This is a genomic window from Terriglobus saanensis SP1PR4 (assembly GCF_000179915.2).
Lineage (GTDB): Bacteria > Acidobacteriota > Terriglobia > Terriglobales > Acidobacteriaceae > Terriglobus > Terriglobus saanensis.
Genome location: NC_014963.1, coordinates 4,367,699 through 4,392,307 on the forward strand (window position 1 = coordinate 4,367,699; position 24,609 = coordinate 4,392,307).

A 24,609-nucleotide genomic window follows, 5' to 3' on the forward strand; every position below is an offset into this window, starting at 1 on the left:
ATCGAAAGTCTATCCATTCGCCGTTCAAACCCGATCGAAGACTGGACCACCATTGCTACAGATAAACTTGACATGCCCGTCGATACACTCAAATCTCGGAACCAGTCGAAAACAAAGAAAACACGATTTTCGAGATCTGCGCGCAGCGTGACACTACATCTTCGAGGCCCTAAAGCCGACCCTGGATCCTGTCGAACAAAGCCTCAGCGCGCCTACTCAAGAACCATGCGCCCATCGGAAAAACTGATATGTAAGTTCAACGACCCTTCATTAATTAACCAAGGACGAATCGTGAAGCTTCGAGCCCCGCATTGATGCATCGGATCCAGTGCCGCTAGGCGATTTGCATCAGCAAGCGAGGTAGCCCGTATTACAAACATTCCGTCTCCCTCCCAATGCTTCTCGTCATCGGCCCAATGTGGGCCAGCGGCGACCAGAATCCCATCTCGCTCGATTTGACACTGGTGCTTAAGATGCCGAGGGAGATTTTCCATAACTGGTTCGATGCCATTGGTGGGTTTTGAAAAAATAACATAAAACTGCTTCTGAAGCATACCTTTGCTTGCTTCAAGCACTTGCTCACGTGTTATGAGTGGACTGTTCATAATTTAGCTCCGATCTGAGTCGTGACTAGAAACGACTCGGTTGCAAAGTTCAGGTTCGAAGCACCGGGTTCAAACTGCCAACCGCTCAGAACTCAAGCGAGATGGAGTTCGACGATGCCTGCCTCGCCATGGACGTTTTGCGTGAGGTTGCTTTGGTGAGCCGCGTCTTCGCGATGAGTTGAAGACCGAAAAAAGCATTGACCAGGAACGGCGCCAATGCAGAAACAGAAGATGAATCCAACACTTGTTCAAGCCCCTCGCGCCCAATCCGAACTCTCTCTGCGACGGCCTCGTTCGAGGGCCTTTCCAGATCGAACTCTTCTGTTCGTGCCATTGCACCGTTATACTATTTTATGGAACGAACGGTCAAATAAGAGGTAAATGAACCACATTCTTCACGCCGCCACACACCAACCCCGAAGATAACCCGCTTCGTGTGTCTCTTGGCATCCGAATCGCACTGTAGAGGAAATTTTTTATGGCAGAAATTCTCGTTGCTGTAACTCCCGTCCCAGGCCACGTCAATCCGATGTTAGCGGTTGCGCGACATCTCTCCGAGAACGGACACTCCGTTACCTTTCTTTCCGGTTCGGTCTTTCGTGAGCAGGTTGTGGCTGCAGGCATTCGATTTGTCTCCCTCTCGGGCATAGCCAACTTCAATTACAAGCGCATGGATGAGGAGTTTCCAGAGAGGGCTGCTGCGAATGAGAAACCAGGTCCTAATGCGCTGAATATTGACTGTATCTGCACCGGGATCAACCCGATTCCCGACCAACACGAGGCGATCCAAAAGATTCTTTTCGAGGGTCGAGTGGACCTCATTGTCACCGAAGTCTGGTTCTGGGGGTGCTTCCCGATGTTGCTTGGGCCCAGAGAGGCACGGCCTCCTGTCATCTCCCTTGGGGTCATACCGCTTATCGTGAGTAGTCGCGACGTATCTCCGTTTTCGGGACCGGGCACGGGGCCAGAGGGACTCTTACGCAACCAGCAGGAGACACAGGATTTCTACAAGATGATGCAGCCCGCGACGGCGCGTTTCAACGAAGTCCTGCGCTCCTGCGGAGCACCAGACCTGCCTGAGTTCTTTTTCGATTGCGCTGCCCATCTTCCCGATCGTTTTTTGGCCTTGACCGCGGAAGCGCTGGAATATCCACGGAACGATCTGAAGAAGAGTATCCAGTTCATCGGCAATCTGGTGCCGAAGGCTTCCGCGAATGCCCCCTTGCCCGCATGGTGGGGATCTCTGGATCGAACGAAACCCGTGGTGCTTGTGACGCAGGGCACGGTCGCAAATGGGGATGTCAGCCAGTTGATCGAACCTGCGATCGAAGCCCTGGCGAATGAAGAGATGACGGTGATCGTCGCCGCAGGGCGTCCAGACCTGGAGGTCATCCGCCTGCCCAGGGGCGGGAAGCCGAAGAACACGGAGATTGAACACTTTCTCCCCTTCGGAAAGGTTCTGCCAAAGGTGGATGTCTTCGTCACCAACGGTGGTTTCGGTTCCATCAACATGGCGCTCAGTGAGGGTGTGCCGATGGTGGTGGCCGGAGATACGGAAGAGAAGGTTTTTACGTCAGCCCGCGTTGCCTGGACGGAGACTGGAATCAATCTGAAAACAGGACGTCCCACCAGTGATCAGATCCGCAGCGCGGTCCTCAGTGTTCTTGCGGAGGGAAAGTACAAGAGGAACGCCCAAAGACTGCAGAAGGAGTTCGCACGCTACGATGCCTTGCGCTCGATCTCGGACGCGGTAAACGATGTCCTCTCTCAGAAGGCCGGTTGACCTTCTGAGAGAGTGCTGGCTCAAGCTAAAGCAGACGGTCAGGATCCCTGATCCAAGTATCCATCTCACGAGGAGACTCTTCATCGAAACCTAATAACGCATAACCAGCATTCATCGGGAGAAACAAATTGAAGGTCGCTTTTGTATCAGTTCCTGTTCCAGGACATCTTAATCCAACGTCCACTCTCGCCAGGAGGTTCCAGGCACGCGGACACGACGTCGTATTCGTCAGCATGTCTCCCACTGAACCATTTGCACGTGCGGCTGGAATGCCTTTTCTGCCCTATGCGGATAATTTGATTGATTCCAAAAAGATGAGGGCGAAGTTAAGCAGGTCGGTGGGAATCGAGGCTCTTTCCATCGTTTGGAGCGCGTTGGCCGACATGCTCCCCGGTTCCATCGACGATCTTTTTCGGGTGATCAAAGAAGCTCGCATCGATGCCTTGGTGATCGATGAAGGGCAGTTTGGATTAGGAGTTGTTCCTCTTCATCTAGGCATTCCTTATGTCAACATTTCAAATTCCTTTCATTTGGACTTCACTGGATATACCCCCTTGTGTATCTTCGATTGGCCACATGCATCAAGTCCTGGAGCGCTCGCCCGTAACCGCTCAGGGCTTGAACAGACGCGATACATCTTCGATCCCTGCAGAAACGCTGCACGAGCCTATGCGGAGCGAATCGGCCTGAAGCAGCGGATTGATTGGAATGATCCCTTTGCTCTAATTTCGAAATTGGCCTGGATCACACAATCACCCCAAGAGTTCGACTTTGAGAATCCTCAGTGGCCTTCGCAGTTCCACTACACGGGACCATTCCACGATGGAACTGGACGTATACCCACAGATTTCCCATGGGACCGCCTCACAGGAGAACCGCTGATCTACGCATCATTGGGAACAGTTCAGAACGGACTCGAATCGATCTTCAACACGATTGGAGAGGCTGCAGCACAATATCCGGAGACCCAGTTGGTGCTCTCTATCGGTCCATCTCTGGATCCAAAGAGTATCCATTCCCTTCCCTCGAATGCTCTTGTCGTGCGTTACGCACCGCAGCAGGAGCTTCTCAGCCGGGCGACGTTATGTATCACACACGCCGGTCTGAATACTACGCTCGAATGCCTGACGCATGGCGTTCCCATGGTCGCTATCCCGGTTACGAATGACCAGCCTGGGAATGCAGCTAAGATTGCGCACACAAAGACCGGAGACTTTGTACCGGTTCAGAAGCTCTCCGTCTCTCGGTTATCGCGGCTGATCGGTCAGGTCATGGCGGATCCGACATATCGGCAGAATGCCATGCGCTTCAAAAAGATCATCGCCGACACCAATGGCCTGGAGAAGGCTGTCGATCTGTTGGAAAAGGCCTTCAAACTTTCATCAGGAAATAATCAGAAAATCACTCAGTCTTCAGACAGGGAGGCGTCGGTTCTTTTTTAACGAAATAAAAGAGGATGAAGTTTCTGTTGCAGGAGCGAGTGGAGCGTCAATGTTCCAAGAGAAACACGATGCGTCAATAGCCCTGGGCGGTCCTTGAGACAGGGTTTTCTATCGGGCCAAAGTGCCCGATAGGATTCACGCTGTTGTGGCCGTCAATAGTGAGGGTGCTCATGAACTATACTGAGCGCCTGGGCGCCGATGGGGATAGGAGGCGGACCGGCGGGAGTAGCTGTCCGATGCGATCTCTGACCTTGAGGATGCGCTGGCAAAGCAGGAGGCGGCTTTGCGCGAAGGTCTGCGCGCGGCCACCTTCAAGGCGAATCCAGCCGCACTCTTCCGCATCGGGATCGAACCGATGACCTCTTCCATGCCATTTTGGCAGCGGCACGCAACTAACTGAAAATGCACGCCATCAACCGCGCTGTAACGCAGCAGAATGCATAGATTTTCCCCGTTATTGGGCCCTCGCCCCACTTATTCCGTGGGCTGATCTGTGGTTACAAACCATTCTCTCACCGTGAAGTCGACTTAGAGGCGCGGTCTCGCAGATCACGTAGATGCTCCCAACGTTCATACTGCGGCTTTTTTGCGGGGTCGGAATCTTCATGGCCCTGAAGCCAAAAACGAAACCAATCGACATCCCCTTGTTGTGACTCCATTACGTCCACCGGCATGGTCACGACATGCGTGGCGTAGGGCATGAAAATCAAATCAACGGGTTTGCCCAGGGATCGAAGCCCCGCATAAGACTCCCAGTCGGAGAGCATGATCGACGGATCGTGCGTTTCTACTCGAAGCGGCGCAGCCACCTTCCGCAAATTGAAGATCGCATTCTCCTTCAGATAAGCCGCTTGACCATCGTCAAATGGATTTCCACCATAGTGCTGAGCCCACTGTGCCATGGCGCCGTTGTAAAGTGACCCATCGACGTTGTCGAAATAGCCCATAGGCCCATAGGTATAGCCGTTTGCAATTGTTGCCGCTGCAAATAACTTTGGATCTTGCGTTAGGGCATACATAACATTGTCACAGGTTCTGCTAAATCCAATGATCCCGACACGGCGCGGATCGATGAGGCCTTCGGATGCCAATTTAGCAATTACAGCCTCATATCCCGCCAATGCTGCGGAAGTTCCCTCTCTAAACGCGTCCTTTGGGGGTAGCCCTGGTTCGCCGGCCTGCAAGATCATTAGACCGTCTGCCGCCATGGCCTGAGCCGCAACGGCCGTTGGGTAGGTCCCGTCCACAATAAACAGGTTTTGAGAGTACGCCCGAGGCTCGATTACCAAAGGATATCTCTGCTTCGGGTCAAAGTGGGGTGGCTTAATCAGGACTCCCTTAACATCTCGACCGTACCGGTCTTTCCAGTTGTAGATTGCCGCTTCGCCAAAGGCTATCTCGCCAAATTGGGGGTTCGGATTCCATAGGAGCCTGGTGTCTGTAGAGCCAGAGATAGAAGCGTACACGGCTGGGGCGCTTACCAGGCTCTCTTTTAGAGTTACGGAGAGCGGAAAGACAGGAGCTTCGTTCGCGCCCGGGCTTCGGCTGGAGTCTTCCGTCAAGGCCCATCTGCCATCTATGAAATGGAAGCTTTCAGCAGGTGGCCCCAGTTCTGTGTAAGTGACACTCACCTCATCCGTCGATCTTCCCCAATGGACGTCCTGCACTTGCCATTTTTTTGAGTCAGAAAAGCTGGAATGTGTATATCCTGCGACCCGAGTCCACGTGTGATCGTGTAGATCGAAGCGAACAACTGTCGGCTGCTGCTTACGCCCTGTTCTCTCTTGATCCGGAATCCCTATTATCGGCAGGAACACATTGCACAATAGAACGTGTTCTCCATCCTTCGACCAAAGTATCTTTGTCGGTCCAACCCAATTGGCGTCTCTCCCGAGCGGCGCATCAAGAAGCCTAGAAGTTCTCCCGGTTTTGAGATCCACGAGCAAGAAGCTCTCTGGAATATCGGTGCCATAGGCTTGTTTCAATCTTTCGGGAGGCCAAACCATAATTCTTCCAGTGGTAGACCCTGGTTCATAGTTTGTCCATGCTTCGGGAACCGCTGAAACGGCCATTGCGACGATTGCATAGCGCCCATCGGGATCCACTGACAAAATCGTATCGCCATAGTGCGTATTCAAACGGACAGTCTCTTGCGATAAAGGATCCATGACGGGATGGACGTTTCCGTGCGCATACAACCACAGTTCATTCTGGTTGGGATAAGACGGACGCTTGTCCGGAAACATGAGGCTGTGTAAGCTCTGTCCGGTCCCAACCACCACACGCGGGAACGGTATAGCTTGCCACGGCACCGACACGGCATACGCAACAATCTGCCCTTTTTCCTGATATGTGATTACATTTTGATTATCCGTAGAGAGTTGTTGCAATCTCTTATTTTTCAGATCCAAGCGGTAGAGACGCCATGTCGCGTCGCCATTGCGACCTAAAAATAGCAGACTCCGACCATCAGCGGACCACCGCGGCGAAAGAATCGCGGCTTGAAGATCCTGCTGTTCACTATCATTGGCTCCCGAACGAGTGACCAACACCGTTGGCGCAGGAGCCGGAGAACGTGCATCGCCGGCGAGAAAAGCTTGCTCCGCCTTCACATCGAAGAGCCAGATCGTAGATTGCAAGAGATTCTTGTCTACCAGCCCCCGCGTTGTAACGACGAAGAATGACTTCCCATCCGGAGAAAACTTAGTGACATTTCGAGAAAGGTCCGGATAAGGATCCGTGAAGCGCTGCATCTCGATTGAATCTGTAACGGCGAACTTCCTGCCTTGGGCCGGGAGCGTTGCATGAACGCTTGCCAAGATACAAGCGACAAACGCCCCCACATACCCAGTCTTACAGTGCTTTGTATACATGCTCATCCTATTCATGATCGGCAGTGCCGTTGGTTTCGAGACGAAATCCGGGAAGAATCAAAAGAGGAGCTTGAGCGCAAACTGCATGGAACGGGAGCCTCCCTGCTGATACTGCGAGGCGACAGTGCCGAGACTTGAATTCAACATCTTGGTTGCCTGCCCGAACGTTGCATCGGTATACGTCGGGTCAATGTATCCGAAGTTTGGATGGTTGAAGAGATTGAATGTCTCCGCTCGAAACTGCAGAACGACCGCATCATGCAAATGGATGTCTCGTCGCGCGGCCAGATTGAACTGCGATGCTCCGAACCCGCGCACAAAATTGCGCGACGCATTTCCGGAAGCTCCTGTGGCGGGCAGGCTGAAAGCAGCCTTATTGATTGACTTACCGCCGGGGTATTGCGATCCGTACAGATAGATAGCTTGGCCCCGGACGATATTCAAGCCCCCGGAATATTGAGTACCGGACGTGGGATCGGTGAGAAGGCTGCCGCCGAGGGTGACGGGAAAAGCGGTACGCACATTAAGGCGTCCATCCAGCCCCCAACCGTTCAAAAATGCACCAATGAGTTTGTGCTTGGAGAGGGTAGGTAATTCCCAACTGACTCCGCCCTGAAAGTTGCTTCGCACGTCGTAGTCGGCATTCCCTCTTTGCAGCGGAAGAGCGGTCGAATTCGAACCATAGTCCAATGCGTGCGCCCACGTATAGGAGCCAAGTGCCTGGACACCCCTTACGACAGAACGCTGGAACTGCAGTTGAAGCGCCTGATAGTTTGAAGTGACGCCGGTATTGAAGTAGAAAACTTGTCCAAAGTTGGGATTCAATGCCGTCAGAGATTTCTGCTGAAGAACCGTGAGGCGCCTTCCATCCGCAGCCACATACGAGACAGTGATGGATTGCTTCGAACCGAGCGCTTGTTGGAGACTGACATTCCATTGCAAGGTGTATGGGAGTTGCAGATGCGTGGGGAACGCCGTGACCGTAGCGCTCGTGTAGGGAGCGTTGGCCGTTACAGGAAGATTGAGTTGACTTGGGGTAAAGGGAAGGAGTGCGCCGGAATATAGTTGCTGTGCCCGAAAACCGACGCCATCGTATCCCTGAGTGGCAATCTCATTCGCGGAATCAAAGAAGACACCGCCGCCAAATCGAACGACCGTTTGCATTCCCGGTTGATTGTGCGCGGTCCACGCCGCTCCAAGCCGTGGAGCGAAGTTATACCAGGAGGTTTTCCAGAGTGGCGTACCTTGTGGGGCGAGGGAGAGGGAGGAAGGAATATTGATGTTGCCAAGAAGGGTATAGGCGGCGTCTCCGTGCTCTTCCGTCGGAGGTGGATTCAATTCCCAGCGTAGCCCCAGCGAAAGGTTGAGCCTTGGATGCACACGCCATTCGTCTTGCGCGAAGAGAGCGGTCTGATTGAAGAGAGGCGTCGCGGGCAGGAAGCGGAAAACGTAGGGCGCGGCTGGCGCGCCACTCAGAATTTGTTGAGACGATGTGAAAACAGCATAGGTTTCCACGTTTGGAGGAGCGAGCACCGACTTAATGTGACGGAAGTCGACGCCAAATTTCAACGAATGCTGGCGGCTTAAGATACTGACCGTATCGACAGCGTTCCATTGTCGTTGCAGGGTGTTCGTTTTATAAGGGTAAAGAATCGGCGAGCCAATGGCGGCGATAGACAGGATGACGACGGGGTTCACTTGCTGGTAGGAGCCTGCGCCCATTGCAGAAGCTAAGTCGATGGGAGTTGCTCCTCCAAAGTTATCGAGAACGCCGAGTTGCTTTGAGTCCGATCGTGCATAGCCGAGCCTGAACTCATTCGTAAACCGATTGGAGAACTGACTGCTTGCGCCAAGTGTGTAGGTAGTGGCATTCCCTGTTGTAGTTGCTCGTGCGAAGTAAGGTCTGGAATCAGTCGAGCTCGGGGTGTCGCTAAATCGGAAGAAGAGTGCCAGTTTCGATCCAAACGTATGATCGAGGCGGATGCTTGTAGAGTCGATTTTGCTGGGAAGAGAAAATGGGGCGATGAATTGTGCCAGACTAGGGCTAGCGAGCGTTCCATAGTCCAGTCCGTTCGGCAACGGAAAGGCATTCAAAATGGGCTGCATGGTCGCTGTAGCCTGCTGCCTCATATATAAGTCGGGCACATATTGAATCGTCGCAGCCGTCGGCTGCGTGAGACGCAATCCCTCGTACGAAACGAAAAAGAAGCTGCGGTCCTGGCCGTTGTAAACACGCGGAATCCAGACTGGTCCGCCCAGCGTGCCGCCAAAATCATTCTGTCGAAGAGCCGGCGTCGGCTTACCATAGTGGCCATTGAACCAGTCATTGGCGTCGAAAAAGTTATTACGGAGGTAGTCGAAAGCCACTCCGTGAAAGCTATTCGTGCCGGACCGAGTGACCAGGGAAAACTGTCCGCCAGGGGATCTCCCATACGCAGCCGAGTAGGTCGAACTTTGGACCCGAAATTCCTGAAGCGCATCAACTGAAATCAGGGTCTGCGTTGTCCCCAGGGCAGTCGAACCGCCCAAAGTCCCGCCGACAGCAGCGCTGCTGACACCACCGCCATTACCCGAACTGATGTTGGCTGCAACCCCATCGACGGTGTAGTAATTGGATTGCGTGCGCTGGCCATCCACGCTGAAATCACCCCCCGTTCCCACTACCGACGTGCTCTGTGGGCTCTGGGTTACAACTCCTGGAGTCATCGAAATGAGGTCCTGAAAACTCCTCCCGTTCAAGGGAATATTTTCGGCGAACTTTCGATCAACAACGGTGCCGACCGTTGCGTCGGTCGTGTTCATTTGGAGAGCGGATGCATTGACTGTAACCGATTCCGCTGCAGAGCCGATCGCCATATGAAAGTTAAGCTGGACCACATCCTGCACGTGTAGGATCAGACCAGCCTCAATAATTCCCTTGAAGCCCTGCCTATCGACTTCAACCCTGTATGAGCCGGGGTTCAAACCAGAGAGAACATACTGGCCAGTATGATTCGTTGTGGTTCTTGCCTTGACTCCAGTCTGAGTATTGATCGCCATAATGGAGACACCGGCGATAACAGCTTTGGAGGGATCGTCTACGAGGCCGGTAATGGATGCACTTGTCGACTGCCCAAACGCGGAGGCAGAACACGCGAGTAGGGAGAGAATGAGCAGAGACCTGCAGATCTTCATGAAAACTCCTGGCAGAATGTAGCAGCTTAACCAGCTTTCGCCTGGAGAATGCGGTCTGTACCAGCTTCCACGAAAGATTTCTAATCTCTCTACGGATGGTTAGGGGCAAGCGTATGAAGGTACGCTTCGAGGAAAGGCTTTCCAGTGGGCTTGGCGCTTCCCCCCTTCGGTTCAACGGTCACAAAGACCGCATTGATTTGAGCGAGCACATCTGGGTTGTCGGACTTTAGCACCCATCGGCGATTGCTCTGGCTATCCAGATAGAAGATGCCGAGACTGATGGGCTTGCTCGAATTGCTGTCGGGTTTGCCCCAGGCCTGAAAAGCGTTCGCTTCGTGATAGCCAGGCTGGCTTGACAGGTCAAAGGCATAAAACATGAGCGATTTGCCCTTCGTATAAAAGACGCGTCCGAAAGGCTTACTCCTTTGACCGTCTTGCTGCACATCGAAGACGTCGGCGATATAAAGTTGGCGCGCACCCATTAGCTCGCGCACGTCTCGGTCCTGCGCGAGGAACTGTTCGCTGTTCGAGGCCGCTTTGTTCGTGACGGCAAGTGTTCCATTTAACCGACTGACATCGTTCTCAAGGCTGGCAACGCGAAGCAACGCGCCCTGGCGGTCCTGCCTTGCCTGGTCCAAATCTTGCCTAACCCGCTCCAATGATTTCGAGACATCTCCCAATTGCTGCTGTAGCTCATCACGCTGCTGTGTCGTGGCGAGCAGAGATGTTGACGCAGACTCATTCTTTTTGGAAAGATCATCTACCTGCGCAAGAAGCGACGTCTTAAGACGCGATAGATCTGTTATTTGTTTCTCCGCTTGAGCAGATCGTGACGTGATTTCATTGAGTGTTTTCTCTGCAGTTGACAGTTTCTCTCGCAGAACAACTTCTTCGGCATTCTGAATAGCTATTGGCGGCAGCGCGGCAGCGATCGGAATGGACCGGGGTGGAGTTATCGCGCTCTTGCGTCCAACCTCAAACGCACCTCCCACACAAATCAGCAATACGGCAGCAACAGCCGTCAGGAAGGCTGCGAAAGAGCTCCCGGTCCAATGTCTGGAAGAGATTCCCGAGGCACCATCAGGCAGGCTTGCGGGTTGCATTGCATGAATGGCCTTTATAAGTCGCTGCTCTCCCGCTTTCTCCCGCGCCGAGCCGAGGTTCTCGCCGCTCGATTCGGATTCAGGCGCCAGCTTTGCCATCCCGATATGCGCCAGACTGGTGTATTCCTCCAGTAACTCCGCGCATTGGCTACATCCCGCCAGGTGTGCATTCAGGTCCGCAAGCTCCTCTGTGCTCAGTTCCCCCGTGGTTGAAATAGCGCATAATTCCGCATACTTCTCGCTGCAATCGTACCGGTATGGCGTGCTGCTACTCATCGGCCACTCTTCTCATTCAGGAGCATGGCACGGCCTAACTGTCGTAGCCGCTCCAGTCCGCGGTAGTAATGATGGCGAGTGTTCTTCACATCGCCCCCTGATCGTTCAGCGATCTCAGCCAGTGTCAACCCTTCGAAGAAAAACAGCTCCATCGTCTCTCGCTGCTTCTCGCTCAGTTCGCTAAAAGCTGTTCGCAGTTGTTGGGCTGTCAGGCGCTCGATCACGTCTTTTTCTAAGTTACGCACTCCAGCTAGAGCATTCGCGTACTCGTGAACGTCTATACCACTGTAGAAATGCCTACGGTATAAATAGGCACGGCGATCAAAGGCGCGGCGGTACATCATCTGCACAAGCCAGGTTCTCGCTGAACCTTTTGACGGGTCGAAGGTGTTCTCCCTGCTGTGAAGGCGAAGAAAAACTTCCTGAACCAGATCCTCCGCTTCGCCTTCATCCCGAAGGATGCGGCAACCAATTGAAAAGGCTAGCCGGTTGTAACGGCGGAACAGGATCAGGAGTGCTTCTTCGTTCCGATTCCGGAGGCGCTCAAGAAGTTCTTCGTCCGTCAAGACGAACAACGGAGAGGCGTCGATCCTCTCAAGCGCAGCGGGCTTTCGCCCTATTAAAAGAGGAAGAGCGAGTACCCGTTCTGTTGCATCCATCGCCACACTTCACCGGACCCACGTTTCGCAGAACTCCGCTTGTTCACACGTGCCTCAAGGATTGTCCGGAAAGGCCCAAAAGTAAAGGGTTCGCTCCACTTTTGGTTGAAAATATATATCTTCTGAGGAAGGGTACAAATCTGCATTCCCGAACGAAACAGGCCTTTCAGTGTAAATCCGCTTTCGTAATTACTCCGTGGAGGACCATAGGCCGATTGCCTTGACAGAAAAACCCGATCCGCCGAAAACGGATTCAATTCCCAACCACAATCAGGCGCTGCGAGGGTCGCGTCACAGCCACATTTCGGGGCGCGCATTTCGCGCAAATGTTCTCACCTTTTTGTCGTGATCTGGGCCTTCGAGGTTAGGGTGCTCGGCTCTTGAGAGGAAACAGTGGAGATCCGGAAAGCATCTATTTTGCTTCCCCAACGATAGTCTTAGAGTCAGCATCTCGAAGTGCACGCAGATGTTCCCAGCGCTTGTACTGATCCGCGTCTTCGGCATTCGGACGTTCGTAATCCTTTAGCCAGAAGGTATACCAGTCCAGGTTCCTTTCGAGTGACCCTAGACGCGCAAGCGGGTCATCCGGTTGGTGAAATTCGAGCGGATAGTAGTACAACTCTACTGGTTTATGCAGGTGGCTGAGCCCAGTAAAGAGTTCGAATCTAGCCGCGAGGTTTACCGGGGGATTTCCTTTGTCTTCGTAGTGCTTTCCATAGCCCATCGCTTCCATCAGAAGAGGTGTGTGAATTTTCGGTATGTTGAACGAGATGGAGTACTCAAGCCAGTTCTTCAATGTATCGCCGTAGGGCGCGCCGCCAAACATGGCGTCCGCGCTCTTCAAGGAGCCCTCTGAGTGAATCAGCCAGTACTCACCCAGACTGTACTCTAGGTTGTCTGCCAGCGTTGCAGCAGCATATTTCGTGCGGCCATGCGTGAGTGCGAATTGGGTAAGCCAGCCTGAGTGGCTGAAACCAATGATGCCGACTCTCTTTGGGTCGATCAAACCCTGGCTGGCGAATTTTTCTACTGCCCTATCCCACAGATCAGCGTTGAAAGCTGGTTCTGCCAGTTGTCCCGGATAGCCCGTCGGAAAGTACGCTGACTCTTCCGCTTTTTTTGAGCCCGTCGTGTAGGTTCGAATCAAGTACATGATCCCGGCATTCGCCAGTGGTTGGGGCGCAAAGGAGGGCTCGTGATTCGTGCCGCTGTCACAGAAAAAGTTGGCGGCTGACGCATAGGAGTGGATTACAAGGGGATATGCCGTATGGGGGTCATACTGGGGTGGTATGAATAATAAGCCCGAAACGTGATATCCCGTAGATGTATCCCACTGCACTTCACGAATCGGCGCCAGGGTCAGGTGATCGAACTGTGGGTTGAGACTGATCTTCTGCTCCAAGACTTGATCCGCGAGGCGAAATACGAATAGTCCAGGCGGGGTCGATGGGTTTTCATAGTCTCCAACCACGACTTCGGCATTGCCGGCGATCGGTCCGTTGCGAAAGCTCAGCGCAGCTGGAAAGCCCGCACGTCCCACCTCCTTCCATTCGTCATTCACGTACCGCATACGAGACAGCATGTCGTCTGCAGTGCGGATCAGAAGATCGCCGTCAGGAGACCACGAAAGGGGTATTTCGATTGACCCGTGAACGACGGATCGCACGAGAGCAATCTTGCCGTTTGACGGCGTCACTTGGTATTGATGCACATTGTCGGGATACTTCCGGTTGTGCTTTACGTCTTCCTTTTCCCATTCAGATCCTACGGGGGCTTGAGCCATGATGACGAACGATTTGCTATCTGAAGACCAAAAGGGGAGGCTGTACTCCCACGGGCTCTCAAGAGGCAGCGTCGAGACGCTTGTATTGAGATCCATGACCGCGGTGAGTTGAATAACCCCAACGCTCGAATCGATGATCTGAGCCATCGGGCTCGCCTTCCATGCTGAAGACATTCCGCCTAGATCACTCATGAACGTAAAAGCCAGCGACTTACCATCCGGCGATAGATTCAAGCGAAGATCGATTAGATACGGTAACGACTCGATCGAGTTATTCATCCAGGGCATCTGGACTGCCAACCGTTTTGGGATCGTCCATCCAGAACCGGTCTTGCGCGTAACAAAGAGCTCTCTTTTCCGGTAGCGGGACACGTTTTGTTTTTCAAACGGGATACGGTATCCACGCGCCTCTTCGTAGTTAGTAGGCTTCGAGGCCGTCTGCACAGCTTCCCGATCTAGGGCAAATACCAGGGTGCGACCATCGTCCGAAATGCTGAATTCGGCTATATCTGTAACGGCTTTCGCTAAGACTGTAGTTTTGCCTGTCGCGAGAGTGACTTCCACGACGGAGATACGATCTTCCTGTTTTGCGAGGATCGCGATTGCATCCCCATTGTCGATCCAACGGAGTCCGGACATTCCCGCGCCCACCATGAGATGCCGCACTTCTACCTGGCTACCCGCAACTGGGACGATGTCGAGCATCACGTCGTTCTGGTCGGTCTGCAGGTTGGGTGAATGAACCAAGTAAGCAACTTTTTTGCCTGTCGGATCGAGTTGAATCGACGGATGAAAATCCTTCTCCAGAAAATGCCGGACCGTCACGCAATCAGAGGGCACAATTGCTCTTCGCTCCTGGCCATGCGTGGCCTTCGGTGAAGCGACCAAGTTGCCAACGAGGACAGCCATACTCCAAAAGACGAAGGAGAGCCTACTTACTAGTCTCATATCTTTTTCGGGTTTCCTAGAACTGGATTTTGAGGGCGAATTGCAGAGAGCGAGGGCCACCCTGCTGATACTGCGAGCTCAAGGTAGACAGGCTTTGATTCAGAGTTTTCGTAGCCTGTCCGAACGTCAGGTCTGTCAACGTCGAGTCGACCAATCCGAAAATGGGATGGTTCAGAAGATTGAACGCTTCGGCACGAAACTGAAGTGTGGAGCCTTTCACAAGCGGGAAAGTCCTGTGCAGAGCCAAGTTGACCTGTGTATCTCCGAAGCCGCGCACAAAATTGCGCCCAGCGTTCCCAAGGTTATTTGCAGCTGGTTTTTGAAAGGCAGCGGGGTTGACTCTTGTACCGCCAGGATACTGCGAGCCATAAAGATACAGAGGTTGGCCTTGCACCACGTTTAGATTGCCGTAGTAGTACTGGCCTGTAGCTGGGTTGGTTGTGAGGCTGCCTCGCAGAGTAATTGGGAAACTGCTTCGGGCCGTGAGTCGGCTGTCGACTCCCCACCCAGAAGCAAGGGCTCTTAGGCCCGCGTTACTATAGTTCGTGGGTAATTCCCAAGTAACGCCCCCCTGGAAGTTGTTGCGGAGATCGTAGTCAGAGTTGCCACGAACCAACGGCAGAGCAGCGTTAGCTGAACCGAAATCGAGTGAGTGGGACCATGTATAGGATGCAAGGACTTCGATTCCATGCGACACAGAGCGCTGAAACTGGGCTTGCAATGCCTGGTAGCTTGATGTCGGCCCACTCGTGATGAACTCGATGTATCCGAAATTAGGGTTCAGCTTAGCAATGGAACTCTGTTGCTCCTGAAGGAGCCGTCGGCCGTTCGATCCCACGTAGGACAAGGTAAAGCTTTGCGCTGCGCCAAGTGCTTGCTGGACACTCAAATTCCATTGGAGAGTGTAGGGCTGCTGCATGTGTTCTGGAAACGCGATCACGGTGCTCGTGTAGGGTGGTGTGGTGGAGGGTTCAAATGCTAGTTGCTGTGCTGTAGCCGGGAACGCGAAGCTCGTGTAGCTTTTGTTTGCATTGAATCCCAAGTACTCGAAGCCCAGCGCAGCGAGTTGGCTGCCGGTATCGAAGAAGACGCCGCCACCAGTTCGCAGTACAGTTTCCCATCCGTGCTGATTATGTGCCGTCCATGCAACTCCAAGACGGGGAGCTAAATTAAGCCAGCTGGTCCTCCAGAGTGGTGTTCCGCGGGGTGCCACCGTTAGCGAACCGGGATCGGCGCGATTGCCTTCCAAGGTGAAGGCGTCGTTGCCGTTCGCTCCCGTGGGTGGTGGGTTAACTTCCCAGCGAAGACCACCTGAAATTGTTAGTTGCGGCTTGACACTCCATTCATCTTGCACAAACGCCGCAGTTTCATTGAAGATTGGGGTCGACGGAAGTAGTTTCTCGAGGATCGCCAAGTCGGCGAGGTTGTTGATGATAGATGCTTGACCGTAGAAGATCCCCGAAACATATGGTGCCGCCGGATATAGTGGCGACTTGATATGGCGGTAGTCGTAACCAAACTTTAGCTGATGCTTCCCTAGACTGAGGCCAAACGTGTCAACCACATTCCACTGTCGCCCTTGATTCGCGCTAGAAGAGACGGACAAGTCGGCTTCCCCCGTACCTGCGAAGTAAAGATCGGCATCCGATGTTGACGGCCCAGACGGTACGTTTCCAAGCAGCGAACCGAAGTTGATCGGTGTCGCTCCACCGAATGAGTCGAGCGACGCAGTACTAGTAGCGTCATTGCGCGAGTAGCCGATGCGAAATTCGTTCGTTGCCTTATCCGTGAACTGGCTGGTTGCACCTATGGTGTAAGTCTGAGTCTTGAACGTGGTTACCGTGAGCGAAGAAAGGGTGCGCGAATTCGTCGAACTCGGTGTATCGCTGAAACGGAAAAACAAGTGGAGGCGCGATGTCAGGGTATCGTCCAGACGAACACTAGTGGAGTCGATTTTGCTCGGTAGAGAATACCCCTGAATGAATTGCGCTAGGCCGCTGCTATAGGTAATCCCTCCCGCCGAGGGCAGGGGGAAGGCATTCAGTATCGGCTGCAGCGCAGCAGGGGCAGCTTGGCGCAACGCAATGCTGGGCACATATTGGATTGTGGCTGCTTGCGGTTGAGTAAGTCGAAGTCCTTCGTACGAGACAAAGAAATAGCTCGGATACGCCTTGGCAAAACTCCCCGGCAAGAGCATTGGGCCGCCCAGCGTTCCACCAAAGTCATTCTGGCGGAGTGCACTAGGCGCAATGCCATAGTGATCGTTGAACCAGTTATTGGCGTCGAAATAATTGTTTCGGAGGTAATCAAACGCGCTACCGTGGAAGGCTTTCGTGCCCGAACGAGTCTGAAGAGAGAATTGGCCGCCAGGGCTTCTTCCATACTCCGCCGAATAGGAGGAACTCGAGACCCGAAACTCCTGAAGTGCGTCCACTGACACAAGGCTTTGCGTCGTCCCGAGTGCTGTGGTTGCGCCGATTGCTCCGCTCGTACCCGCCTGCGGCCCTCCGTTCGCTGCGCCGGAGGAAATATTCGCACTCACGCCATCGACCATGTAGTAGTTGCTCTCGGTGCGCTGGCCATTCACGCTGAAGTCCCCGCTTTGACCGGCAGCCTGAGAGGTTTGAGGGCTCTGCGTGACGACACCAGGTGTCATCGAGATAAGATCTTGAAAACTGCGGCCGTTGAGCGGAATGTTTTCTACGAACTTCCTGTCGACCACGGTGCTGACCGACCCGTCCCTAGTGTTCATGTTCACACCAGTTCCATCAACAGTGACTGACTCCGAGGTTGACCCGACCGCCATCTGGAAGTTGATCTGTAATGTGTCCTGCACATGGAGGAACATGTCGTCACGCAGGATTGTTTTGAACCCAGGTTTATCAACTTCCATTCGATAGTGACCCACGGACAAACCACCAATGTTATAGCTGCCGTCCTTGCCCGTTATGGCTTCAAATCGTCGGTCTGTGTCGGTATCAACTGCGACCACTTTGACGCCAGGGATAAAGGCCTTGCTTGAATCTTGGATAAAACCGGTCAGCGCTGCGTTACCACTCTGTGCGATAAGGGCGCTTGAAAAAAGAGACACGAGAAACAGGGCTGCGATGCGGCGCATGGACGTATTCTCCTGGAAGAGTTAGAGAGCAAGTGAGCGGCTATGCTCTCTAATACGGCCGCACTCATCGATCTGTACCAAAGCTCTTCAGAGAACTTCTAAGGATGATTCGCGTCCCGCCTCAGAGAGGCATACAGGAATGGCTTTCCGCTCGGCTTGTCCGCCTTTGGCTTCGGCTCCGCCGTTACAAAGATAGAATCGAGTTGAGCCAATTGCTGGGCGTTATCGACGCGCAAAGTCCAGCGCTTATTGGTTTCACTATCCATATAAAGTATGCCGAGATTGATCGGTTTCCGATCGTTGGCGCCAGTTCGTCCCCAAACCTGAAATGTGCTTGCGAGTTTGATGCCCTGCTCACGATCTAGATCATAGGCATAGAAGATCAGCGACTTCGTTTTCGTGTAAAACACACGCCCGAATGGTTTGCGGGAATGACCGGCTTGGTCCACATCCATGATGTCCGCGATATATAAATTCCGCGCGCCAATGAGGTCGCGGACATCCTTGTCGGAAGCTAGGTATTGCTCGTCTGTCTTGGCGTGCCTTTCTCTCTCGTCCAAGGCGGCATTGAGGCTTGTCACCTTCTCGTCAAGCGACGCCAGATGGAGCAAATCCTGTTTATGCTGATTGCGAAGGGCGTCCAACTCGTACTGAACGGTTTGATAAGAGGCTTGCGCATCCCTTAGCTTCGCGGCCGTTGCATCTCGCTCCTGTGTCAACGCGGCTACCTGAGCGTCCGATTGACTCTTGGATGTGGCGTCGGCAGCCGTCAGCGCATCCAGGCGGTCTTGCGCATCTTTGGCATCGGCGCGCAATTTGTCGGCTTCAGCCTTGCTTCCGGCAACTTGCTGCTCCATCTCGGATAGCCGCGCGTCCTCGACAGCGATGGCCGCATTGAGTCCTTGCTTCTCCGTGGCAGGTTGTTCAGTTCCCCTGGTGGAATCGGGTGGGGTGGATATCACAGTAATAGCACCGGCAAACGTACGCCTGTGCTCGCCTGCACGATAGGACGCGAAGGCTACTCCTAATAGAAGCGAAGCGGCGATGAGACCCTTCCACAGAGAACGATTGAATATTGTCGATGGGAAGGGTATGAGTTGCGGCTTCTGAGACTCAACGGTCTGCATCAAGCGCTCAAGGCCGGATAAATGATCGAACGGCGATTTCGATGCGATGGGGACGGGGACATAAGCTCCCGCGAGCGAGGGCATGCCTTCTGTAGCCAATGTCTCATATTGAACGAAGATCTCGCGGCAATCTGCGCAGCTTGCAAGGTGTGCAGATAGCTCTTCCGATTCCTGCGATGTCAATGCACCGGCGGTCGCGAGAGCGCACAACTCTTCATATCGCTCATGCTCGAAGTGAGGTAGGTTCCCGATCATCTCTCTTGGTTTTCCTTTAGGCTCTGCACGAAGGAATTCTTACGGAGCTTCTGCAAGCCGCGGTAGTAGAAGTGCCTGACGTTCTCGGAAGACTCATTCATGCGCTCGGCAATCTCCATAAGCTCAAGTCCTTCGAAGAAGTACAGCTCCAATGTGATCCGCTGCTTATCCGACAGTTCTTCAAAAGCTTGCTGAAGATGGACACGATTCAGTCTCGACACAATCTCGCGTTCCAAATTATCGTTCCCTGCTAATGTATCCGCGAGAAGTGTCACATCTGTACCAACATAAAAGTGCCGCCGGTGAAGAAAGCCTCTTCGGTCGATCGCCCGATGGTGCGCTATCTGCGCGATCCAGGCCTTAGCCATTCCTCGTGACGCATCGAACTGCCCGACTTTCTGGTGTACATAGAAAAAGACTTCTTGAACGATCTCCTCGGCTTCTCCGGCATCGCGAAGAACGCGAACGCCGATACTAAACACCAGGCGGGAATAGCGCCGAAACAGTTCCGCAAGCGCTTCCTTATGTCCGCCGAGTACTTGCGCCATCAAACTCTCGTCCGAGATGGGCCCGATATCAGGGCCTATCGGGATGACAACCGCAGGCGATCGTTTCTCTTCTGACCAGAGGGGCGACTGCGACAACGCGCGGCTTGGGGGAATGCTTAGCGGCACAGACGGTTCTCACAAAGTCAGACATGGACGACAAGGAAACGAGGCCTTCTATTCGATCAACGGTGGAGACGCTCTGCGCCCGTTAGTTAAAAAGTACCCCAGATTGCGCGCTCGGAAGTGAAGAATAAATTTCACTTCCGAGTTGGTACAGTTCGGCAGTTTCGTTCGTATTACTTTGTTGGAAGCTGTCTAATGGACACTTACACGACGTTCAGTCCTGAGGAATGACCTGAAGCCGGTACTCCCACATAAGCTGATTGTTGGGAGCCACTTTGCCAGTAAAAATCGATGCACGATTGCAGGAAACTGCCATCGTGCTCGCCGAACAGCTGCACTTCGGGCGACTCATCCGGTGGGGCGGCGCAACCACGACACTGACTAGTCGATGGAGACTTGCATGCATCGGTTTCAGCAAGAAAGTCTATTCAAGGTCGTGCGGAAACGCCGGCCCAACGTATGGGTGTTCCGTCGGTATGACTATATCTCCGGAAGCCGTGTATACAAGAAGCAAATCATCGGAAGCGTGTTGCAGCTGCCCAGTCGTCGCGAAGCCGAGAAAGCCGTGTTGGCCCTTCGCAGCTCGATCAATGTGAACAAGGGCGCGCCGCGCACAATCGGCGATCTCGCCGCACATTACCGATTGCATGAACTCACTAAAGAGAAGAAATCTTTCTCAACGATTGATAACCACCGCCTCTGTCGGCCTCAGTTGTCGACGGCGATCCGGCTTTGATTCCGGCAGCGCCGTTGTTCGACACGCTAGGCCGTTCGGAGTCCTAAGCTGCACCTCTGAAACGGGTGGGGAATCGCATCTTCACCGTAGTAGCTCCAATCTACCGGAGACGCTCCATATAACACTCTGGGCACGTTGCGAAACGGAAGTCGAGGTTGAGATAAAAAGCCTGGACATCGTGGGTGATCAGCGCGAAGCGCTTGATGTCTTTCAACTCCGGGTGTTCCAAAACACATCGGATCAACCAGGACCCCAAACCCTGACCCCTCCGATCTTCTGTAATGAAAACATCGCACAGGTAGGCGTATGTGACGCCATCGGTGATCACCCTCGCCAAACCGATCTGTTTATCCGCCTCAAGCAAAGAGAAGCACATGGAGTTTCGGAGCGCGCGGCCCAATGACTCGTGAGTCAAATTGTTCCACCACCGGGCTTGTGCGAGAAACTCAAATACTGCGTTCACATCGAGTAAATCGGGGTCTGTAGAGATGATGAAAGCACCTCTCTTCCGGCGAAAATAATTAACATTAGCCACGGAAATCCTTCGCATGAGAGCCGAGTATAACGCCCAAACATTACGTGAGATAGTCAACTTCGGGCGTCTTAGAGGTATGTGTTAAATATTAACATTGGCGACCCTTGGCAAGGGCGATTGCGGCCGCGCCAGGACCTTAGCCAACCGGTTCGGGCACATTCGGGGGGCCATCGAAGCGGAACAAGATGAGCGTGGCGAAGAGAATGATTGCCGACCCAAGAACGGCTTGGGGAGCCAGTCGTTCCTTCAGAACGCTGTAGGCCAGGGCCACTCCGAAGAGGGGGGTGAGATAGAGCGACGCCGATGCGATCACAACGTCGACCATCCTGAGCGCTCTCAGAAAGAAGACCATCGCCAGGCCATAGAGGAAGATGGCGAGATAAAGGAGTGCGGCCCACTGCATTGGCGCGAGCCGGGTTAGGTTGCTCAGGCAATGAGGATCAAAGACAAACAAAGCGGGCAGACTGAAGACCGTCGTGGAGAGATAACTGAAGAAGAGAATCTCCGGCCCTGAAAAGTATGCCAACAGGCGCTTCGAATAGACGTTGTAGAAGGCAGACCCAAAACAGCCGAGTGCGATCAGGATATTGCCCGCGAATTCGTGAATGTGGTGTGCCGAGCGGGCATGAAGGTGCGGAGGCGAGACAAGAAAAATTCCTGCCAGACCAAGCATAAGCACGACAACGCGAAGGATCGACATATGTTCGCGCAGCAGCCAAACTGCCAACAGGGCTCCAAAGATCGGAATCAACAGACTGAGAATCGCTCCGTTTGAAGCAGAAGACCAGGTGATGCCCAGCGTCATGCCGATCTGCGCGATCAACTGGCCGCCGATGCCAGCCAGAAAGAACTCGGTGCGGAATCTCCATGCTGCCCGGAATCTTAGCGCGGCATTTTTCTGAGCGCACAGGAGCGCCAAGGCCAAGAGGGTGATGAGGTAAAGAGGAAGGAGGGCGATCGCCACAGGACTGAGGGCCCCGGCCATGAGCTTCACCGCTACCCCTTGTCCGGCCCACAGTAGATTCGCAGCCATGAGGGGCAGCACCGTTGAAATCCGTCCGCTTTTTCGGGGCACGCTCACTGTTGCGTTCTCTTCGCAGGAGCAAGCTGCACGGTGCGAACACCGAAGGAGTCGGCTCCCGCAGAGCTGCCCTCAAAGAGATGAGGATCTGCGCCATGCTGCGCTGCGTACTCCCGCGCAATTGTTTCAACGACGTGCCGGTCTTCGACCCTTCCAAGGACGGCGACCACGCCCCCCGCTCCGCCGCCGGTCATCTTGGCGCCTGGAAGTCCGGCATCGAGTGCTCGGGCGACCAACTCATCGCAAGCATCAGACCCGAGGCCGCACTCGGTATAGGCGAAGTGGGACTGAAGAAGAAGTTCGCCCGCAAGACGTAAGGAGTTGCACGGTTCGCTCCACGGCGTCGCGAGCAGGGCAAAGAGCATCTGGACACGCAGGTTTTCTTCCGTGGCGTATCGAACCGCCGCCCGAACCGGATACTGTTCTGCCGGATCGATCCTGGTAAACGGATCCACATGTTCTCCAGCGCAGTCGAGGAACTCGCGTCCACTGAGAGATTCCGGCAACCAACGCTCGAACCGGTCACGAAACTGCGACGGTGCAAGCTGGGACAGATATCCGTTCCATCGTGAATCGGTCCACCTTGGTATCTTCGATCCGGGGTCCGGAGTTACCTCAATCCCCATGCGGCGACAGATCAACTTATATCCCATAAAGGCTGCCGCCCGTGCTTTTTCATATCCGACGCTGGCGGTTGAACGGGATTCCATCGAGTCAATTCCCCAGATACGAATACCTGGCGGCAAAGCTATGAGAGGAAATATCTGACAGGGTTGACAGAGCAAGGGAAGAAGACGGTTCTCCTCTCCGCACACTATCGCCGCTTGATCCATGATTCCGCATGCAGCGCCGGCTACGATGTTTTCGACCCACTGTCCCGCCGTGGCCAGGGTAACCCCGTGGAGGCTGACGCCCCACGCAGCCGACACCGCCTTCAGAGTCGCTATTTCAAGGGCGGCCGATGAGCTGACGCCTTTGTTCGGAGGAAGGTCCGATGCGATAAAGAGGTCTATTCCTCCGCCTTTACCGCATCCATAGGAGCTCATGAGGAAATAGATCGCGCCCAGAACGTAACATCCCCAACGCGATCCGGCCTGTTGTTCGCAAAGCATTCGCAGCGATTCAGGGTCGCGCAGGTCTACCATTCGGAATTCAAGACGCGGCACCCATCCGAACTGTAAGGCGCCGGGGTTCAGGATGCGGAGCGTCTGATCGGATCTCGTCTGAACCGCGACCCACACTGCCTCACGCAAAAGACTCTGTAGGACCATACCGCCGGTATAGTCGACGTTGCCACCCATCACATCCAGCCGACCTGGAGCTCGCGCGACCCAGATCGACTTTCCAGGCACAAAGAACTCCTGCGCCGCTACTGTAGCGATGACCTCGCATTCAAAGGATGCGTCTTCAGACGAGTTTTCTGCCATGGCTGGCATGCTGACATTAGCTTATCGAAGACTCCTTCGCAGAGGAGGAACGTGAGGCTCATTCGGCGACCTCAACCTCTGTGATCTGACGCAATCTCGCAAGATCGTCGTCTGAAATGCCTTTGTCAGTCACAATCAGGTCGCATTCGTGGATTCCGCAGAGGCGATAGGTGGCCTCGGTCCCGATTTTGCTGCTATCGACCACCAGAACTTTGCGCTTTCCCGCCTGAAGCAGTTCGTGCTGGGTGTCGGGGTCGTGAACCATGACGCCGCGTGTGAAAGAGATCGCAGCCGCTCCAAAGATGACTGTGCCCGCGAAGATCGAGGACAGGCTCTTTGCCACGGCATGTCCAATAAGGTCGTGACTACTGGCCCGATAGACCCCGCCGGTCAGTTCCACGCGAATACCTTCCGCCGAGGTCAGTTCCTCCAGAACCGCGAGGGAGAAGGTAAAAACAACAACATCACGCCGCGCGCGCAGTTCCCTGGCGACATATAAGGTAGTAGTTCCCGAATCCAGAACAACCGACTCACCGTCGGCTACAAGCGCGGATGCCGCAGCGCCAATGCTCCGTTTCGCGGCGGACATCTTCTGGAGACGCTCAAAAAAACTCCGTTCCGCTCCCCGCCAATGTTCGATCCTCGCCCCTCCAGGAATGCGGATGACCTGGCCGGATTCAACAAGTTTCTGCAAATCTCTGCGAACTGTCATCTGCGAAACGTGACACGCCTGAGCGATCTCGCTGATGCTGGCGGAGGTGTTTATTTTTAACATTTGAACAATCGAGTCGAGTCTCGATAATTCGGCAATCTCGTTCATCGCTACCCACTTCCAAGGACGGACTAGAAACAGTACCGCCATCTTACGGTATTTCCAAGCTATGGAGGCGGGAAGCGCACGGAAGGGGCTCTTGTCCATTTCTTCATCGAATTGTAATTTCATGTGAAAATTTATCATTTTAGCGCCAAAATTCGTCCCTTATTAACACAAGATTGCTACTTTCAATTCATCT

General features: G+C 53.9%; 17 protein-coding genes. 3 read left to right on the forward strand and 14 right to left on the reverse strand.

Annotated elements, in window-relative coordinates; genetic code table 11:
* Positions 1–212: 212 nt before the first annotated feature.
* A complete protein-coding gene (locus ACIPR4_RS18010; RefSeq protein WP_013570100.1) occupies positions 213–605 on the reverse strand; it encodes a YciI family protein in 393 nt (130 codons plus the stop codon).
* Positions 606–690: 85 nt separating this feature from the next.
* Positions 691–939: a hypothetical protein gene (locus ACIPR4_RS18015; RefSeq protein ID WP_041586184.1), complete on the reverse strand. Its 249-nt coding sequence runs from the start codon at positions 937–939 to the stop codon at positions 691–693.
* A 144-nt stretch (positions 940–1,083) separates the two neighbouring features.
* Between ACIPR4_RS18015 and ACIPR4_RS18020 the strand changes: the two genes are divergently transcribed.
* Both ACIPR4_RS18020 and ACIPR4_RS18025 read left to right on the forward strand, forming a co-directional pair.
* A complete protein-coding gene (locus ACIPR4_RS18020; protein WP_013570101.1) occupies positions 1,084–2,388 on the forward strand; it encodes a glycosyltransferase in 1,305 nt (434 codons plus the stop codon).
* A 128-nt stretch (positions 2,389–2,516) separates the two neighbouring features.
* Positions 2,517–3,830 carry a glycosyltransferase gene (locus ACIPR4_RS18025; RefSeq protein ID WP_013570102.1) on the forward strand — a complete coding sequence of 438 codons (1,314 nt, stop codon included), beginning with the start codon at positions 2,517–2,519 and terminating at the stop codon, positions 3,828–3,830.
* 512 nt (positions 3,831–4,342) lie between these two features.
* On the opposite strand, the gene ACIPR4_RS18030 is transcribed toward ACIPR4_RS18025, so the two are convergent.
* From ACIPR4_RS18030 to ACIPR4_RS21885, 8 genes are all read right to left on the reverse strand, one after another.
* Complete coding sequence (locus tag ACIPR4_RS18030) at positions 4,343–6,703, reverse strand: prolyl oligopeptidase family serine peptidase (RefSeq protein ID WP_013570103.1); 2,361 nt, start codon at positions 6,701–6,703, stop codon at positions 4,343–4,345.
* Between the two features lie 57 nt (positions 6,704–6,760).
* Complete coding sequence (locus ACIPR4_RS18035) at positions 6,761–9,877, reverse strand: TonB-dependent receptor (RefSeq protein WP_013570104.1); 3,117 nt, start codon at positions 9,875–9,877, stop codon at positions 6,761–6,763.
* A gap of 89 nt (positions 9,878–9,966) precedes the next feature.
* Positions 9,967–11,256, reverse strand: a complete 1,290-nt coding sequence (locus tag ACIPR4_RS18040) for an anti-sigma factor (RefSeq protein ID WP_013570105.1) — start codon at positions 11,254–11,256, stop codon at positions 9,967–9,969.
* Positions 11,253–11,915, reverse strand: coding sequence for an RNA polymerase sigma factor (locus ACIPR4_RS18045; protein WP_013570106.1), 663 nt, complete (start codon positions 11,913–11,915; stop codon positions 11,253–11,255). Before ACIPR4_RS18045 ends, ACIPR4_RS18040 begins: the two co-directional genes overlap by 4 nt.
* A 412-nt stretch (positions 11,916–12,327) precedes the next feature.
* Positions 12,328–14,646 carry a prolyl oligopeptidase family serine peptidase gene (locus ACIPR4_RS18050; RefSeq protein ID WP_013570107.1) on the reverse strand — a complete coding sequence of 773 codons (2,319 nt, stop codon included), beginning with the start codon at positions 14,644–14,646 and terminating at the stop codon, positions 12,328–12,330.
* Between the two features lie 16 nt (positions 14,647–14,662).
* Positions 14,663–17,764, reverse strand: coding sequence for a TonB-dependent receptor (locus ACIPR4_RS18055; RefSeq protein ID WP_013570108.1), 3,102 nt, complete (start codon positions 17,762–17,764; stop codon positions 14,663–14,665).
* A 98-nt stretch (positions 17,765–17,862) separates the two neighbouring features.
* A complete protein-coding gene (locus tag ACIPR4_RS18060) occupies positions 17,863–18,975 on the reverse strand; it encodes a hypothetical protein (RefSeq protein WP_144312481.1) in 1,113 nt (370 codons plus the stop codon).
* 167 nt (positions 18,976–19,142) lie between these two features.
* Positions 19,143–19,694 carry an RNA polymerase sigma factor gene (locus ACIPR4_RS21885; RefSeq protein WP_049781011.1) on the reverse strand — a complete coding sequence of 184 codons (552 nt, stop codon included), beginning with the start codon at positions 19,692–19,694 and terminating at the stop codon, positions 19,143–19,145.
* A gap of 523 nt (positions 19,695–20,217) precedes the next feature.
* Here ACIPR4_RS21885 and ACIPR4_RS18070 point away from each other — a divergent pair.
* A complete protein-coding gene (locus ACIPR4_RS18070; RefSeq protein ID WP_013570111.1) occupies positions 20,218–20,553 on the forward strand; it encodes a hypothetical protein in 336 nt (111 codons plus the stop codon).
* Between the two features lie 100 nt (positions 20,554–20,653).
* On the opposite strand, the gene ACIPR4_RS18075 is transcribed toward ACIPR4_RS18070, so the two are convergent.
* The 4 genes from ACIPR4_RS18075 to ACIPR4_RS18090 form a co-directional block, all read right to left on the reverse strand.
* A complete protein-coding gene (locus tag ACIPR4_RS18075) occupies positions 20,654–21,088 on the reverse strand; it encodes a GNAT family N-acetyltransferase (RefSeq protein WP_013570112.1) in 435 nt (144 codons plus the stop codon).
* 136 nt (positions 21,089–21,224) lie between these two features.
* Positions 21,225–22,169, reverse strand: a complete 945-nt coding sequence (locus ACIPR4_RS18080) for a DMT family transporter (RefSeq protein ID WP_245536379.1) — start codon at positions 22,167–22,169, stop codon at positions 21,225–21,227.
* A complete protein-coding gene (locus ACIPR4_RS18085; RefSeq protein WP_013570114.1) occupies positions 22,166–23,596 on the reverse strand; it encodes a GHMP family kinase ATP-binding protein in 1,431 nt (476 codons plus the stop codon). The genes ACIPR4_RS18080 and ACIPR4_RS18085 overlap by 4 nt, the downstream gene beginning before the upstream one ends.
* 58 nt (positions 23,597–23,654) lie before the next feature.
* A complete protein-coding gene (locus ACIPR4_RS18090) occupies positions 23,655–24,554 on the reverse strand; it encodes a DeoR/GlpR family DNA-binding transcription regulator (protein ID WP_013570115.1) in 900 nt (299 codons plus the stop codon).
* Positions 24,555–24,609 lie beyond the last annotated feature (55 nt).